The following is a 15239-nucleotide window of genomic DNA, read 5'->3' as shown; positions in this document are numbered from 1 at the left end:
AGTCCTCACCCTCGCGGTGCGGTGCGGGCCTCCGCCGTCCAAGCCGCATCGGCTGCCTCGGAGGTGCTGCCGGCCGGCGACTAGGCGTCCGTGGAAGCCTGGGGTGGGTCCGCCGGGTGCGGGGCCACCAGGGGCAGCTGGGACGCCAGTCGCTGTTCGCACAGCTCGACCAGGCGGTGGTAGCCGGCCTTGCCCATCAGCTCGGTCAGTTCCGCGCGGTAGGAGACGTAGACCGGCTCGCCCGCGCCGTGCGCCGAGGTCGCCGACGTGCACCACCAGTGCAGGTCGTGGCCGCCCGGACCCCAGCCCCGCCGGTCGTACTCGCCGATGGACACCTGGAGCACACGCGTGTCGTCGGGACGGTCGATCCAGTCGTACGTCCGCCGGACCGGCAGCTGCCAGCACACGTCCGGCTTGGTCTCCAACGGCTCCCGGCCCTCCTTCAGGGCCAGGATGTGCAGCGAGCAGCCGGCGCCGCCCGCGAACCCGGGCCGGTTCTGGAAGATGCACGAGCCCTGGAAGGGGCGGGTCTGCCGCGAGCCCTCGTCGTCCTCCGAGACCCAGCCGTGCCGCGTGCCCTCGTCGTGGTGCTGCCAGATGTCCGGTGTGAGCCTCGCCACGAACCCGGCGACCCGCTTCTCGTCGTCCTCATCCGAGAAGTGCGCGCCCAGCGTGCAGCACCCGTCGTCCGCGCGGCCCGCCTCGATGCCCTGGCAGCCGCTCCCGAAGATGCAGTTCCAGCGAGAGGTCAGCCATGTCAGGTCGCAGCGGAAGACCTGCTCGTCGTCCGCCGGATCAGGAAACTCCACCCACGCGCGCGGGAAGTCCAGCCCCTGCTCGTCACTTACCGGGGAGGACGCGGCGGCCCTGCCGGTCTTGTCGCTCTTGCCGGACTTCGCCTTCTTCGTCTTTGGCACGCGTCCAGGGTAAGTCGCCCGCGACCACGCGGAGGACCGTGAACCGGTGATGTGGCAGTAGCGTGCCGTACATGAGACTCGGTGTCCTCGACGTGGGTTCGAACACGGTGCATCTGCTGGTGGTGGACGCCCACCCAGGCGCCCGCCCCCTGCCCGCGCACTCGCACAAGGCCGACCTGCGGCTCGCCCAGCTCCTCGACGACGACGGCGCCATCGGCGACCACGGCGTCGACCAGCTGATCGCCGTCGTCAAGGACGCCCTCCAGGCGGCCGAGGACAAGGGCGTCGAGGACCTCCTCCCCTTCGCGACCTCCGCCGTCCGCGAGGCCACCAACGCCGACGACGTCCTCACGCGCGTGGAGAACGAGACCGGCGTACGGCTCCAGGTCCTCAGCGGCGCCGAGGAGGCCCGGCTCACCTTCCTCGCCGTACGCCGCTGGTTCGGCTGGTCCGCCGGAAAACTCCTGGTCCTGGACATCGGCGGGGGCTCCCTGGAGATCGCCTTCGGCCTGGACGAGGAACCTGACGCAGCCGTCTCCCTCCCCCTCGGCGCCGGGCGCCTCACCGCCGCCCGCCTTCCCGACGACCCCCCGCACCCCGACGACGTCCGCGCCCTGCGCCGCGACGTCCGCGCCGAGATCGCGCGCAACGTCGCCGAATTCAGCCGCTTCGGCGCCCCCGACCACGTCGTCGCCACCTCCAAGACCTTCAAGCAGCTGGCCCGCATAGCCGGCGCCGCGCGCAGCGCCGACGGCCTCTACGTCCAGCGCGAACTCAAACGCGAATCCCTGGAAGCCTGGGTCCCCCGCCTCGCCGGCATGACCGCCGACCAGCGCGCCGAACTCCCCGGCGTCTCAGAAGGCCGAGCCGGCCAGCTCCTCGCCGGCGCCCTGGTGGCGGAGGGCGCGATGGACTTGTTCGGCGTGGAGAGCCTGGAAATCTGCCCGTGGGCCCTGAGAGAGGGCGTGATCCTCCGCCGCCTCGACCACATGGAGTCGGAGAAGTAGAGAGGGCGAGCCAAGGCGCCCCCGAAGGGGCGCGGGGAACTGTGCGACAAGCCACGTACAACCCGCACCCGCCGGAATGGCAAAGCTCACAACGGCGAATAGGCACCCGACACCCTCACCTGACCACACCGTAAGGTGACGACGTGGCTGACCCAACGGACGTGAAAACCGCACTGTCGACAGCCTCCGTGTACCCGGAGTCCACCGCGACCGCCTTCGAGATCGCGGCGCGCCTCGGCTACGACGGCGTCGAGGTCATGGTGTGGACCGACCCGGTCAGCCAGGACATCGAGGCCCTGCGTCGTCTCTCCGACCACCACGACATCCCCATCCTCGCGGTCCACGCCCCCTGCCTGCTCATCACCCAGCGGGTCTGGTCCACCGACCCCTGGACCAAGCTCCAGCGGGCCCGGACGGCCGCCGAGAAGCTCGGCGCGTCCACCGTCGTCGTACACCCCCCGTTCCGCTGGCAGCGGCAGTACGCCCGGGACTTCGTGAACGGGATCTGGCGGATGGCGAACGAGACGGACGTACGGTTCGCCGTCGAGAACATGTACCCCTGGCGCTACCGCGACCGCGAGATGCTGGCGTACGCCCCCGACTGGGACGTCACCAAGGACGACTACCGGCACTTCACGATCGACCTCAGCCACGCCGCGACCGCCCGCACCGACGCGTTGGGCATGGCCGCCCGCATGGGCGACCGCCTCGGCCACGTCCACCTCGCCGACGGCCGCGGCTCCGCCAAGGACGAGCATCTCGTCCCCGGGCGCGGCACCCAGCCCTGCGCCGAACTGCTGCACGGCCTCGCCACGAGCGGCTTCGACGGCCACGTCGTCATCGAGGTCAACACGCGGCGCGCGATGTCCGGCGCCGAACGCGAGGCCGATCTCGCCGAGGCCCTGGCCTTCGCACGCGCCCACCTGGCCGCCGGCGCGAAGGTACCCCGACGATGAGCGAGACGTCCGCGCGCGGCCGGGACGGCGGGGCACCGGGGCGCCGCCGGGGCCGGCCGCCGCGCACCGAGTCCGCCGGCACCCGCGCCCGCATCCTCGGCGCCGCCCGCGAGGAGTTCTCCGAACGCGGCTACGAGAAGACGTCCGTACGCGGCATCGCCAAGGCCGCCGGCGTCGACTCCGCGCTCGTCCACCACTACTTCGGCACCAAGGAGCAGGTCTTCGAGGCGGCCATCGCCGTCGCCTTCGCGCCCGCCCTGGCCGAGCCGAACGCGCTGACCGAAGGGCCGCTGGACGGTGTGGGGGAGCGGATGACCCGCTTCATCTTCGGCATCTGGGAGAACCCCACGACCCGCACCCCGCTGCTCGCGATCGTGCGCTCGGCCGTCAACAACGACACCGCCGCCGCCGTCTTCCGCCGCCTGATCGCCGGCCAGGTGCTGCGCCGCGTCGCCGCTCAGGTGAACCTGCCCGACGCGGAGCTGCGCGCAGAGCTGGCGGCGGCGCAGCTGGTGGGTGTGGCGATGATGCGGTATGTGATCAAGCTGGAGCCGCTGGCCTCGGCCGACCCGGAGCAGATCATCGCCCGGGTGGCACCCGTCGTACAGCACCACCTCACGGCTCCCTGAGCCGGAGGGGCCCCGGATCCGGGCCGTGGACGCGCGTCCCGCATTCCGGACAAGCGTGTCCAGCAGTTGGAGCGGCGGCGTAGTCTCGTAGGGAGTCAGAACTCCCAGAAGGACATTGAAGGAGCGAGCGACGATGCCCGAGCTGAGGTCCCGCACAGTCACCCACGGCCGCAACATGGCGGGCGCCCGCGCCCTTATGCGCGCCTCCGGTGTACCCGGTGCGGACATCGGCCGGAAGCCGATCATCGCGGTAGCCAACTCCTTCACCGAGTTCGTGCCGGGCCACACCCACCTGCAGCCCGTCGGCCGGATCGTCAGCGAGGCGATCACCGAGGCCGGCGGCATCCCGCGCGAGTTCAACACGATCGCCGTGGACGACGGCATCGCCATGGGCCACGGCGGCATGCTCTACAGCCTGCCCTCCCGCGACCTGATCGCGGACTCGGTGGAGTACATGGTGGAGGCCCACTGCGCCGACGCCCTGGTCTGCATCTCCAACTGCGACAAGATCACCCCGGGCATGCTGCTGGCGGCGCTCCGCCTCAACATCCCCACGGTGTTCGTCTCCGGCGGCCCGATGGAGTCCGGTCGCGCCACCCTCGTCGACGGCACGGTCCGCACGCTCGACCTGGTCGACGCGATCTCCGACGCCGTCAACGACAAGATCTCCGACGAGGACATCCTCCGTATCGAGGAGAACGCCTGCCCGACCTGCGGCAGCTGTTCCGGCATGTTCACCGCCAACTCGATGAACTGCCTCACCGAGGCCATCGGCCTCTCCCTGCCCGGCAACGGCTCGGTCCTCGCCACCCACACCGCGCGCAAGCAGCTCTACGTCGACGCCGCCCGCACGGTCATGGACATCACCCGCCGCTACTACGAGCAGGACGACGAGTCCGTCCTCCCGCTGAACGTCGCCACCTTCCAGGCCTTCGAGAACGCCATGGCCCTGGACATCGCGATGGGCGGCTCCACCAACACGATCCTGCACCTGCTGGCCGCCGCGCAGGAGGGGGGCGTTCCCTTCGGCCTGGAGCAGATCGACGCGGTCTCCCGGCGCGTCCCCTGCCTGGCGAAGGTCGCGCCCAACGTCGCGAAGAACCGCACGTACTACATGGAGGACGTGCACCGCGCCGGCGGCATCCCCGCCCTCCTCGGCGAACTGCACCGCGCGGGCCTGCTCAACGAGGACGTGCACGCCGTGCACAGCCCGTCCCTCGCCGACTGGCTGAAGACCTGGGACGTCCGCGGCGGCTCCCCGTCCCCCGAGGCGGTCGAACTCTGGCACGCGGCCCCCGGCTGCGTCCGCTCCGCCGAGGCGTTCTCCCAGTCCGAGCGCTGGGAGGCGCTGGACGAGGACGCGGCGGAGGGCTGCATCCGCAGCGCCGAGCACGCCTACTCCAAGGACGGCGGCCTGGCCGTCCTCAGGGGCAACCTGGCCGTCGACGGCTGCGTGGTGAAGACCGCCGGTGTCGACGAGTCCATCTGGACCTTCGAGGGCCCGGCCGTGGTCTGCGAGTCGCAGGAGGAGGCCGTCCAGCGGATCCTCACCCAGGAGGTCAAGGACGGCGACGTCGTCGTCATCCGCTACGAGGGCCCCAAGGGCGGCCCCGGCATGCAGGAGATGCTCTACCCGACCTCGTACCTGAAGGGCCGCGGCCTGGGCAAGACCTGCGCCCTGGTCACCGACGGCCGCTTCTCCGGCGGCACCTCCGGCCTCTCCATCGGCCACGCCTCCCCCGAGGCGGCCTCCGGCGGCACGATCGCCCTCGTCCAGGACGGCGACCGCATCCGCATCGACATCCCCAACCGCACCATCGAACTGCTCGTCGACGACACCGAACTGGCCCGCCGCGAACAGTCCCTCAACGGCACCTACGCCCCCAAGAACCGCACCCGCAAGGTCTCCGCGGCCCTCCGCGCCTACGCCGCCATGGCCACCAGCGCCGACAAGGGCGCAGTCCGAGACGTCACCAGGCTGGGCTGACCCACCCACCGCAAGGAGCCGCCTCCGCGAACGGGGGCGGCCCTTTCACACGGGCCGCGGAAACGACACGGCCCCCGATCCCCCGGGTCGCCTCGAAGCCGACGGCGCTACGACGCGCCTCAAAGGGGCGCGGGCCTGTGTTCGATATGCGGCTCCGCCGCGTGGGCGCGACAAGCCACGACGCACCGTCAGTCGAGAACGCACCCCCGGCCGGCAGGCCCCCTCACCAGTCCGACGGCTTCGCGTCCACCCCGAACACCGTCCCGTCCGCCGCCGCACCGAAGACATGCGACCCGGCGACCACCGGCGAGGGCAGCGCCGCCGCCACCCGGTCAGACGCCGCGCCGGGGTGCGGCCGGGTCTGGCCGGCGAACCGACCGTCCCGCACGTCAACCGCCAGCACGCGCCCGTCCGCCGCCGCCAGGTACACGTACCGCCCGTCGGCCACCGGCGCCGAACCCCGGCTCACCGCGGTCTCCAGGTGCCACACCCGCCGCCCGGCCCCCATGTCGACCGCGTCCAGCGCCCCGTCCGCGCCCAGCACGTACACCACCCCGCCCCGCACCACCGCCCGCGCGTCCGCACGCGGCGCCGGAAGCTTCACGCGCCGGGACGCCCGCTTCCCCGGCTCGTACCGGAGAACGGCGTCCGTGTCGCCGTACACCGGATCGGCGGCCAGGAAGAACACGGCACCCCCCTCCGCGCCGACCGGCCGCAGGCTGCCCGTCAGCCGCGCCTCCCAGCGCACCGCCCCCGAGGTGGGGTCCACCGCCGTGACACGGCTGCTGCCACCGTCGTCCGACGTCGCCGTCGCGTAGACCAGGCCGTCCCCGGCGAACGAGTCGAGACGTGCCACACCGGAGCCGGGCAGCCGCCGCTGCCACTTCGTGGCGCCGGACGCGCTGTCCACCCCGGTGAGCGTGCCGTCGGCGTGCGTGAGCAGCAGCATGTGCGTGGTGTGGCCGAGTCCGGCGTACGCGGCCAGGTCCCGCTGCCAGCGGGTACGGCCCGACGCGGGATCGAGCCCGGCCACGTGGCGTCCGTTCCCGCTCACGATCTGCACCAGCCCGCCCGACACGACCGGCGGCCCGCTCCACCGCGCCCCGGTGACGGCATGCCGCCACAGCAGACGGCCGTCGGCCGGATCGAGCGCGTACACCGCGCGGGACCGCCCGCACAGCAGCTTCCCCGCCCCGTACGCACACTGCGGCGTGCCCTCGCCCGCGCCGGCCGGCCCGGCCCGCCAGGCGTCGAACGCCGTGGACGCCGTACGGGGCGCGGCCTCCCGCGGCCCGGCCCCGCCACCGCCGAGCAGCAACGCCGACACGCCCGCCCCGGCCACGGCCAGCCCGATGCCCCCGGCGACAAGAGCCATCCGCCGCCGGCGCCGACGTACCCGCCCCGCCGCCGGCACCGAAACCGACCCCGGCACCGACGCAGCCCCCGGCTCGGCCACACACTCTGCCCCGGCCTCTCCAGCCTCCCCGGCGTCCGCGACCTCCCCGCTCCGCTGCGCCGGTATGAACGCCTGGGTGTCGTACGACGCCGCCACCGACCGCAGGTCCCGCATCAGCTCGTCCGGCGTAGGCCGCTCCTCCGGCTCCTTGGCCAGGCAGCGCAGCACCAGCGGCGCCAGGTTCTCCGGCACACCGGTCAGGTCGGGCTCGTCGTGCACCACCTGGTAGGCGACGATGTACGGGCTGTCGGAGTCGAACGGCCCCCGCCCCGTCGCCGCGTGCACCATCACCGAACCGAGCGCGAAGATGTCAGCGGCGGGCCCCACCTCGCGCGGCCGCCGGAACTGCTCGGGCGCCATGAAGGGCGGCGTGCCGATCAACTTCCCGGTCTCGGTGCGCAGTTCGCTGTCCTTGGGGAGCGAGATGCCGAAGTCGATGACCTTCGGCCCGTCCTCGGCGAGCAGCACGTTGCTGGGCTTGAGATCCCGGTGCACGACTCCGACCCGGTGGATGTCCCGCAGGGCCTCCGCGAGCCCGGCCATCAGCCGGCGCAACTGGCCGGGTTCCATGGGCCCGTTCCGCTTCACCTGCTCCGACAGGGTCGGGCCGGGGATGAACAACGTGGCCATCCACGGTCGTTCACCCTCCGGGTCGGCGTCCACCACGGGCGCGGTGAAGGCGCCGCTCACCCGCCGGGCCGCCGCCACCTCCTGCCGGAAACGCCCCCTGAACTCGGGGTCCTTGGCGAACTCGGCGTGCACGACCTTGACCGCGAGCTTCAGTCCCGACGTACTGCGCGCCAGGTGCACCACGCCCATCCCACCGGAACCCAGACAGGACTCCAGCCGGTAGTGACCGGCGTATTCGGGACGTTCCGCTTCCGCGCCCGCCCCGGGCCCGTGCTGTGGCGTCACTGGGACCACCCCCGACCACCCCCGTGCTGTTCGACCGCGCGCGCGACGCACGGAGCCTAGTCGATGACTCGTACGAGACAGAGGCGGCTTGCTAGCGTTCGCGTGCGAGTCACGCACATGTGTCTTATGACGCGAACGAGCGGATCCGCGAAGCAACGGATGCGGGAAGCGACGGATGCGCGAAGCAACGGAACGGATCATCGGATCAGCGCGGCCCCGTGACGGACACGGGGCCGGACCGGGGGAGGACGTCATGGCAGTCGAACAGGTCACCGAGGTCGGAGGCACCGACGAGGAACGCTCGCTGACGGCGCAGTCCGCCACCGTGCACTCCTACTCCGTCGCCCCGGGCGTCCGCCTCAACGTCCGCAGCGGCCCCGGCACCGGCTACGGCATCGTCCGCGTCCTGGCCGAGGGCGCCAAGGTCCGCATCTACTGCCAGTCCCCGGGCACGACGGTCACCGGCCCTTACGGAACCTCGAACATCTGGGACAACATCGGCAGCGGCGAGTACGTCTCGGACACCTACATCCACACCGGCAGCGACGGCTACGTGGCAGACCGCTGCGGCTGACGGCATGGGTGCCGGGCGCGGGCCGACCGGCGCGGCCGACCGGCGTGGCTGACCGTCGCGGGCGACCCTGCCCCCGAGCCCGCGTCCCGGCGGCGCCATAATCGTCCCGTGAGCGACGAACCCGGCACCCCGGACACCCCCGCGGGCTCGACAGGCGCCGCCCCCGGCGGGCCGCGGCCCGAGCCCTTGCGTTTCTTCGGCACGTCCTGGGTCGAGCACGACCAGGGCTACGGCGCCCGCCGCGCCGGTGTCGCCGTCGGCTCGCTCGTCGCGGCGGCCTTCTCCTGCCTGGTCCTGCGCTTCGCCTACCAGGGCATCCAGATCGCCGACACCGGCACCTTCGTGACCGTGCTCATCATCGCCATGTTCGCGATCTGCAGCGCCCTCGCCTTCCGCAACACCTGGGACGGCTTCGGCAAGCGGCACGACCCGGCCCGCCAGGCGTCCCTGCGCGGCCTGCTCGCGATCGGCTTCGTCGGCTCCCTGCTCGCCTACTTCTTCCGCTCCCTCACCGAGGCCCCCGGCGAACGGCTGCACCGCGAGGAGTACGACACGGCCCGCGCCGAACACGAACGCCGCACCGCCCGCCGCACCGGCAACCCGAAGAAGAAGCGCCGCAAGTAGCCGCCCCGCACACCGACCTGGCCGCCCCCGGCGGACGCCTCCGCTTCAGGCGTCCCTCGTTCTGCCCGAGCACCGCAGGACCGCATACCCCGACGAGGTGTGCGCCGCCTGCTGAACGTCTTCCCCGACGGCATCGTCGCGTCGAGGAGACGTACGACGTCCTCCTCCCGGTCGCCGTCACCCTCACCCCTGACGTCACCACCCATCAGATCAACGGTCCGCGCGGCGGCCGGCTCACCCAGCCGGCCGCCGCGCCTCTTGACGTGACCGCGGCCCGAGCACATTATTCATCACATGATGAATTACTCGACCGGCCCGGCCACCGAGCCACCGGCCCCGGAGCCACCCGCGCCCGAGCCGTCCGCCCCCCACGCCGTCCGCGCCCAGGACCTCACCGTCGTCCGAGGCCCCCGCACCGTCCTCCACCACCTCGGCTTCACCGTCCCCCGCGGGCAGATCACCGGACTGCTCGGCCCCTCGGGCTGCGGCAAGTCGACCCTCATGCGCGCCATCGTCGGCACCCAGGCCAAGGTCACCGGCACCCTCGACGTCCTTGGCCACCCGGCTGGCCACCCCGCCCTGCGCAGCCGCCTCGGCTACGTCACCCAGGCCCCCTCCGTCTACGGCGACCTCACCGTCCGGCAGAACCTGGAGTACTTCGCGGCGATCCTCGACCCCGGCCGCGCCGCCGCCGAACGCCGCCACGAACACGTCACCCGCGCCATCGCCGACGTCGACCTCACCAGTCACGCCGACGCCCTCGCCGGCCACCTCTCCGGCGGCCAGCGCGGCCGCGTCTCCCTCGCGGTCGCCCTCCTCGGCGCCCCCGAACTCCTCGTCCTCGACGAACCCACCGTCGGCCTCGACCCCGTCCTCCGCCGCGACCTGTGGAGCCTCTTCGACCACCTCGCCGCCGACCGGGGCGCCACCCTCCTCGTCTCCTCCCACGTCATGGACGAGGCCGAGCGCTGCCACCGCCTCCTCCTCATGCGCGAGGGCGAGATCCTCGCCGACGGCACCCCCGACGCCCTGCGCACCCGCACCGGCACCGACACGGTCGAGGCCGCCTTCCTCCACCTCGTCGACGAGGCCACCGCCGACAGCCGCGCCCGCAGCAAGGAGAGCACCCGATGACCACCAGCGCGCCCCACGCCGCGACCCCCGGCCCCATCACGCCCCCCAGCGCCTTCAACGCCTCCCGGACCACCGCCACGGCCGCCCGCGTCCTGCGCCAGCTGCGCCACGACCCGCGCACCGTCGCGCTGATGGTCCTCGTCCCCTGCGTGATGCTCGTCCTGCTCCGCTACGTCTTCGACGCCAGCCCGCGCACCTTCGACGACATCGGCGCCTCCCTGCTCGGCATCTTCCCGCTGATCACGATGTTCCTCGTCACCTCCATCGCCACCCTGCGCGAACGCACGTCGGGCACCCTCGAACGCCTCCTCGCCATGCCGCTCGGCAAAGCCGACCTCATCGCCGGCTACGCCCTCGCCTTCGGCACCCTCGCGATCATCCAGTCCGCCCTCGCCACCGGCCTCGCCGTCTGGTTCCTCGGCCTGGACGTCACCGGCTCACCCTGGCTCCTGCTGCTCGTCGCCCTCCTCGACGCCCTGCTCGGCACCGCCCTCGGCCTCTTCGTCTCCGCCTTCGCCGCCTCCGAGTTCCAGGCGGTCCAGTTCATGCCGGCGGTGATCTTCCCTCAGCTCCTCCTCTGCGGCCTCTTCACGCCCCGCGACCAGATGCACCCCGTCCTGGAGGCCATCTCCGACGTCCTGCCGATGTCGTACGCCGTCGACGGGATGAACGAGGTCATGCGCCACACCGACATGACCGCCACCTTCGTGCGCGACGTCCTGATCGTCGCCGGCTGCGCACTGCTAGTCCTCGGCCTGGGCGCGGCGACCCTGCGACGCCGAACCCCCTGAGCCCACCGCAGGCATCCCCGGCGTCCGCCCACCGGACTGTCCGCTCGCAGCTCATCTCCGCGGTGCCAGACTGAACCCCATGAGCCAGAAAGTCGCAGTCCTCGGCACCGGCAAGATCGGCGAAGCCCTGCTCAGCGGAATGATCCGGGCCGGCTGGGCCCCCGCGGACCTCCTGGTCACCGCCCGCCGCCCCGAACGCGCCGAAGAACTCCGAACCCGCTACGGAGTCGCCCCGGTCAGCAACGCCGAGGCCGCGAAGACCGCCGACACCCTGATCCTCACGGTCAAGCCCCAGGACATGGGCACCCTCCTGGACGAACTCGCCCCGCACATCCCCGTCGACCGCCTGATCATCAGCGGCGCGGCCGGCATCCCCACCTCCTTCTTCGAGGAGCGCCTGGTCGAGGGCACCCCGGTCGTCCGCGTCATGACGAACACGCCCGCCCTCGTCGACGAGGCCATGTCCGTCATCTCCGCCGGCACCCACGCCACCGCCGACCACCTCACCACCGCCGAGGACATCTTCGGCGCCGTCGGCAAGACCCTCCGCGTCCCCGAGTCCCAGCAGGACGCCTGCACCGCCCTCTCCGGCTCCGGCCCCGCCTACTTCTTCTACCTGGTCGAAGCCATGACCGACGCCGGCATCCTGCTCGGCCTGCCCCGCGACAAGGCCCACGACCTCATCGTCCAGTCCGCCATCGGCGCCGCCGTCATGCTCCGCGACAGCGGCGAACACCCCGTCAAACTCCGCGAGAACGTCACCTCCCCGGCCGGTACGACCATCAACGCCATCCGCGAACTCGAGAACCACGGCGTCCGCGCCGCCCTCATCGCTGCCCTCGAAGCGGCCCGCGACCGCAGCCGCGAACTCGCCACCGGCAAGAAGGACTGACCGCCGGTCCCACCGGGGGCGGCGCGCGATCAGCCCGCGGCCCCCGGTGGGACCGGCACCCCGGCACCGCTCGCCGACTCCACGACCTCCGCCGTGGTCACCACCCGCGCGAACCCGCCGCCGTGCAGCGACACCGCCGACGCCTGAGCGACCTCGTCCGCGGTGCGCCGCCAGCCGAACGGGCCCGCCAGATCGAACGTGTACGTCGCGTCGTACGCCACCACCACGTCGTACCCGAGATTCCCGCCCATCCGGGCCGTCGTCTCCACGCACATGTTCGTCTGGATGCCGGCCAGCACGATCTGCCCGATGCCCGACTCCTTCAGCCAGGCCCCCAGATCCGGCGTGCCGAGGAAGGCCGAGTTCACCGTCTTCGTCAGGAACAGCTCCGGACCGGCCCCCTTCCCGCGCCGCCGCGCCACGTACTCCTTCAGTTCATTGCCCTCCTGACCCCGACGCAGCGGCGACTCCGGCTTCACCGAGTCGTGCCGCACGAAGACGACCGGCCGCCCCGTCGACTGCCATACGTCGATCAGCTCCGCGATGTTGTCATCGGCCCCCGGATTGTTCCGCGGCCCCCAGTAGCCCAGCTCCTCGAAGCCCTTCTGCACGTCCACGACCACCAGCGCTGCGTTCTCCGCGATCTCCATGACCACGATCCTGCCGCCGCACCGCGCCCCGCCCCAGAGGACCGGAAGACAGCGATCGATGGTTTACTGCCAGGCATGGCCGACGCCCACCGCATCGCGCTCCTCGCCTTCCCCGGCATCCGCGCCTTCGACGTCTCCGTCATCACCGAGGTCTGGGGCACCGACCGCACCGACCGCGGCGCCCCAGCCTTCGACCTGCGCCGAGTCGCCGCCGACCCCACCAGCCCCATCCCGCTGCGCGGCGGCCTCTCCCTCCTTCCCGACCGCACCCTCACCTGGCTGCACCGGGCCGACCTCATCCTCGTCCCCGGCCTCGACGACCACCTCACCCCGGCACCCACCCCCGTCCTCGACGCCCTGCGCCGCGCCCACGCACGCGGCACCACCATCGCCGCCCTCTGCGGCGGCGCCTTCACCCTCGCCGAGGCCGGCCTCCTCGACGGCCGCCGCGCCATCACCCACTGGAACCTCGTCGGCCTCCTGCGAGCCCACCACCCCCAGGTCACCGTCGTCCCCGACGCCCTGTTCATCGAGGACGACAACATCTGGACGGCCGCCGGCACGGCGGCCGGCATCGACCTCTGCCTCCACCTGGTGCGCCGCACCCACGGCGCCGAAGCGGCCGCCACCATCGCCCGCTCCATGGTCACCGCCCCCTTCCGCACCGGAACCCAGGCACAGTTCATCGAGCACCCCACCCCGCACACCGACCGCGACGCCGACACCCTCGCCGCCGTACGCGAACACGCCCTGCGCCACCTCGACGAGCCCCTCACGGTCGCCGGCCTCGCCGCCCGCGCCGGCATGTCACCGCGCAGCTTCGCCCGCCACTTCAGCGCCGCCACCGGCACGACACCCCTGCGCTGGCTCCTCGACCAGCGCATCGCCGCCGCTCAGAAACTCCTCGAACGCACAGACCTCCCCATGCCCGAGGTCGCCCGCCGCGCCGGCTTCGGCAGCGAGGTCACAATGCGCCAGCACTTCGCCTCGCGCCTCGCCACCAGCCCGCGCGCCTACCGGGCCGCGTTCAGCACGGCCGGCTTGTCCGTGTGAGCGCCCGTCTGAGTGGGTGCATGAGCAGGGAGCAACCCGATCGCCCGGTACGCCGTATCGACGATCGGCCGGGCCATCGCCCGAGCCTTCTGCGCGCCATCACGCAGCACCCCCTCCACATACGCCGGATCAGCGCACAGCTCCCTGTGCCTGGCCTGCACGGGCCGAAGAAGCTCCACCACCGCGTCCGCGGTGTCCTTCTTCAAAGCGCCGTACGAGTGGTAAACGGACGACAGTGACTCAGGGTTCCCGTCCGTGCACGCTGCGAGAATCTCCAGCAGGTTCGCGACGCCGGGCCGCCCCTCCCTGTCGTACTCCACCTCGCTGCCGCTGTCGGTCACGGCCCGCATGACCTTCCTCCGCACCACCTCCGGCTCGTCCAGCAGATAGACGATCCCGGGCCCCGTGTCCTCAGACTTCCCCATCTTCGACGCCGGGTCCTGGAGGTTCATCACCCGCGCGGCCACCTGCGGAGGTGTCGCCTTCGGCACCACGAACGTGTGCCCGTACCGGTGGTTGAACCGGACCGCCAGATCGCGCGCCAGCTCCACGTGCTGCGTTTGGTCGTCGCCCACGGGCACCTCGTCCGCGCCGTACGCGAGGATGTCCGCCGCCATCAGGACGGGATATGTCAGCAGCGACAGCCGCACGCTGCCACCCCGCTCCCGCTCCCGTCCGGCCTTCTCCTTGTACTGGATCATCCGCCGCATCTCGCCGTCGGTCGCCACGCACTCCAGCAGGTACGACAGTCTCGTGTGCTCGTCGACATGGCTCTGCAGGAACACCGTGCACAACCGCGGATCGAGCCCCGACGCCAGCAGCAGCGTGGCCCCTTGCCGGCTGAGCCTGCGCACCCGAGCCGGATCGTGGTCCACGGTCAGCGCGTGCAGATCGACGATGCAGAACAGGGCGTCCGAGCCGTGCTGGTCCACCTCGGCCCAGCGCCGCATGGCCCCGAGGTAGTTTCCGAGCGTCAGGTGCCCGGTCGGCTTCACACCGCTGAAGACCCGCGTCATCTCTGTCTCCGTCTCCTGGTCGGGACCGCCGTCCCGGCGGCCGGCTCCCGGAGTCCTGGAGGGAGAAACGAGAACGGCCGCCGAAGCGGCGGCCGTTGGGTGCATACGTGAGTACGGCCGCCGTCAGGCGGCCCACCACAGTTGGGTGCACGTACGCGTAGTCATGGCCCCAACCGTACGCCGCCGGAGCGCGTCCGGCCACGAGTTGACACACCCCGGGCTGATCCGTAAGGTTCTTCGAGTTGTTCGACGTGAGAGCCGACTCCGGTCGGTCCCCGAACAACCATTCCGCAGGTACCAGCCACTACTCGGCGATCCGTCGCCGTTTCTTTGGCGCGCGTATGTGCGAAATGAGGAATCCGCGTTCGAAAGGGCGCAGGCCCCCGATTAGCTCGGGAGCAAGGAATCCGCTAAAGTCTCACTCGTCGGAACGGCCCAGCGGCCGGGAAGACAAACCCCGCTGACTGGGAATCAGACGCCGAAAGGATCTGATAGAGTCGGAAACGCAAGACCGAAGGGAAGCGCCCGGAGGAAAGCCCGAGAGGGTGAGTACAAAGGAAGCGACCGTTCCTTGAGAACTCAACAGCGTGCCAAAAATCAACGCCAGATATGTTGATACCCCGTTCTCGGTCATCATG

Annotated in this window: 14 protein-coding genes; 10 read left to right on the top strand and 4 right to left on the bottom strand. The window is 71.7% G+C overall.

The window, feature by feature from the left end; all coding sequences use genetic code 11:
• Window positions 1-80 precede the first annotated feature (80 nt).
• Window positions 81-917, bottom strand: a complete 837-nt coding sequence (locus tag ABZ854_RS03555) for a hypothetical protein (protein WP_361203585.1) — start codon at window positions 915-917, stop codon at window positions 81-83.
• A gap of 71 nt (window positions 918-988) precedes the next feature.
• Here ABZ854_RS03555 and ABZ854_RS03550 point away from each other — a divergent pair, with 71 nt between their 5' ends.
• The 4 genes from ABZ854_RS03550 (at window position 989) to ilvD (ending at window position 5496) form a co-directional block, all read left to right on the top strand.
• Window positions 989-1924, top strand: coding sequence for a Ppx/GppA phosphatase family protein (locus ABZ854_RS03550; RefSeq protein WP_361203582.1), 936 nt, complete (start codon window positions 989-991; stop codon window positions 1922-1924).
• Window positions 1925-2067: 143 nt separating this feature from the next.
• A complete protein-coding gene (locus ABZ854_RS03545) occupies window positions 2068-2880 on the top strand; it encodes a sugar phosphate isomerase/epimerase (RefSeq protein ID WP_361203579.1) in 813 nt (270 codons plus the stop codon).
• Window positions 2877-3509, top strand: coding sequence for a TetR family transcriptional regulator (locus ABZ854_RS03540; RefSeq protein ID WP_361203576.1), 633 nt, complete (start codon window positions 2877-2879; stop codon window positions 3507-3509). Before ABZ854_RS03545 ends, ABZ854_RS03540 begins: the two co-directional genes overlap by 4 nt.
• A gap of 133 nt (window positions 3510-3642) precedes the next feature.
• Window positions 3643-5496, top strand: coding sequence for a dihydroxy-acid dehydratase (gene ilvD, locus ABZ854_RS03535; protein ID WP_361203573.1), 1854 nt, complete (start codon window positions 3643-3645; stop codon window positions 5494-5496).
• A 223-nt stretch (window positions 5497-5719) separates the two neighbouring features.
• On the opposite strand, the gene ABZ854_RS03530 is transcribed toward ilvD, so the two are convergent.
• A complete protein-coding gene (locus ABZ854_RS03530) occupies window positions 5720-7867 on the bottom strand; it encodes a serine/threonine-protein kinase (RefSeq protein WP_361203570.1) in 2148 nt (715 codons plus the stop codon).
• 253 nt (window positions 7868-8120) lie between these two features.
• On the opposite strand from ABZ854_RS03530, the gene ABZ854_RS03525 reads away from it, so the two are divergent.
• The 5 genes from ABZ854_RS03525 (at window position 8121) to proC (ending at window position 11882) form a co-directional block, all read left to right on the top strand.
• Window positions 8121-8441 carry an SH3 domain-containing protein gene (locus tag ABZ854_RS03525; protein ID WP_361203567.1) on the top strand — a complete coding sequence of 107 codons (321 nt, stop codon included), beginning with the start codon at window positions 8121-8123 and terminating at the stop codon, window positions 8439-8441.
• 108 nt (window positions 8442-8549) lie between these two features.
• Window positions 8550-9065, top strand: coding sequence for an EamA/RhaT family transporter (locus ABZ854_RS03520; RefSeq protein ID WP_361203564.1), 516 nt, complete (start codon window positions 8550-8552; stop codon window positions 9063-9065).
• Window positions 9066-9359: 294 nt separating this feature from the next.
• The gene (locus ABZ854_RS03515) at window positions 9360-10199 is read left to right on the top strand and encodes an ABC transporter ATP-binding protein (RefSeq protein ID WP_361203561.1); all 840 of its coding nucleotides are present in this window, start codon (window positions 9360-9362) and stop codon (window positions 10197-10199) included.
• Window positions 10196-10990 (top strand): ABC transporter permease, encoded by a 795-nt coding sequence (locus ABZ854_RS03510; protein WP_361203558.1) that lies wholly within the window; start codon window positions 10196-10198, stop codon window positions 10988-10990. The genes ABZ854_RS03515 and ABZ854_RS03510 overlap by 4 nt, the downstream gene beginning before the upstream one ends.
• Before the next feature lie 79 nt (window positions 10991-11069).
• The gene (gene proC / locus ABZ854_RS03505) at window positions 11070-11882 is read left to right on the top strand and encodes a pyrroline-5-carboxylate reductase (RefSeq protein WP_361203555.1); all 813 of its coding nucleotides are present in this window, start codon (window positions 11070-11072) and stop codon (window positions 11880-11882) included.
• Between the two features lie 29 nt (window positions 11883-11911).
• Here the strand turns inward: proC and ABZ854_RS03500 are convergent, their stop codons facing one another.
• Window positions 11912-12532 carry a cysteine hydrolase family protein gene (locus ABZ854_RS03500; RefSeq protein WP_361203552.1) on the bottom strand — a complete coding sequence of 207 codons (621 nt, stop codon included), beginning with the start codon at window positions 12530-12532 and terminating at the stop codon, window positions 11912-11914.
• A 75-nt stretch (window positions 12533-12607) separates the two neighbouring features.
• Between ABZ854_RS03500 and ABZ854_RS03495 the strand changes: the two genes are divergently transcribed.
• Window positions 12608-13585 (top strand): helix-turn-helix domain-containing protein, encoded by a 978-nt coding sequence (locus ABZ854_RS03495; RefSeq protein ID WP_361203549.1) that lies wholly within the window; start codon window positions 12608-12610, stop codon window positions 13583-13585.
• Here ABZ854_RS03495 and trpS read toward each other — a convergent pair.
• Window positions 13546-14601: a tryptophan--tRNA ligase gene (gene trpS, locus ABZ854_RS03490; protein WP_361203546.1), complete on the bottom strand. Its 1056-nt coding sequence runs from the start codon at window positions 14599-14601 to the stop codon at window positions 13546-13548. The two genes, ABZ854_RS03495 and trpS, sit on opposite strands and share 40 nt — an antisense overlap.
• Between the last annotated feature and the right edge of the window lie 638 nt (window positions 14602-15239).

The sequence above is a fragment of the Streptomyces sp. NPDC047028 genome, assembly GCF_040644095.1.
GTDB lineage: Bacteria > Actinomycetota > Actinomycetes > Streptomycetales > Streptomycetaceae > Streptomyces.
This window is presented reverse-complemented; position numbering and strand designations above follow the sequence as displayed.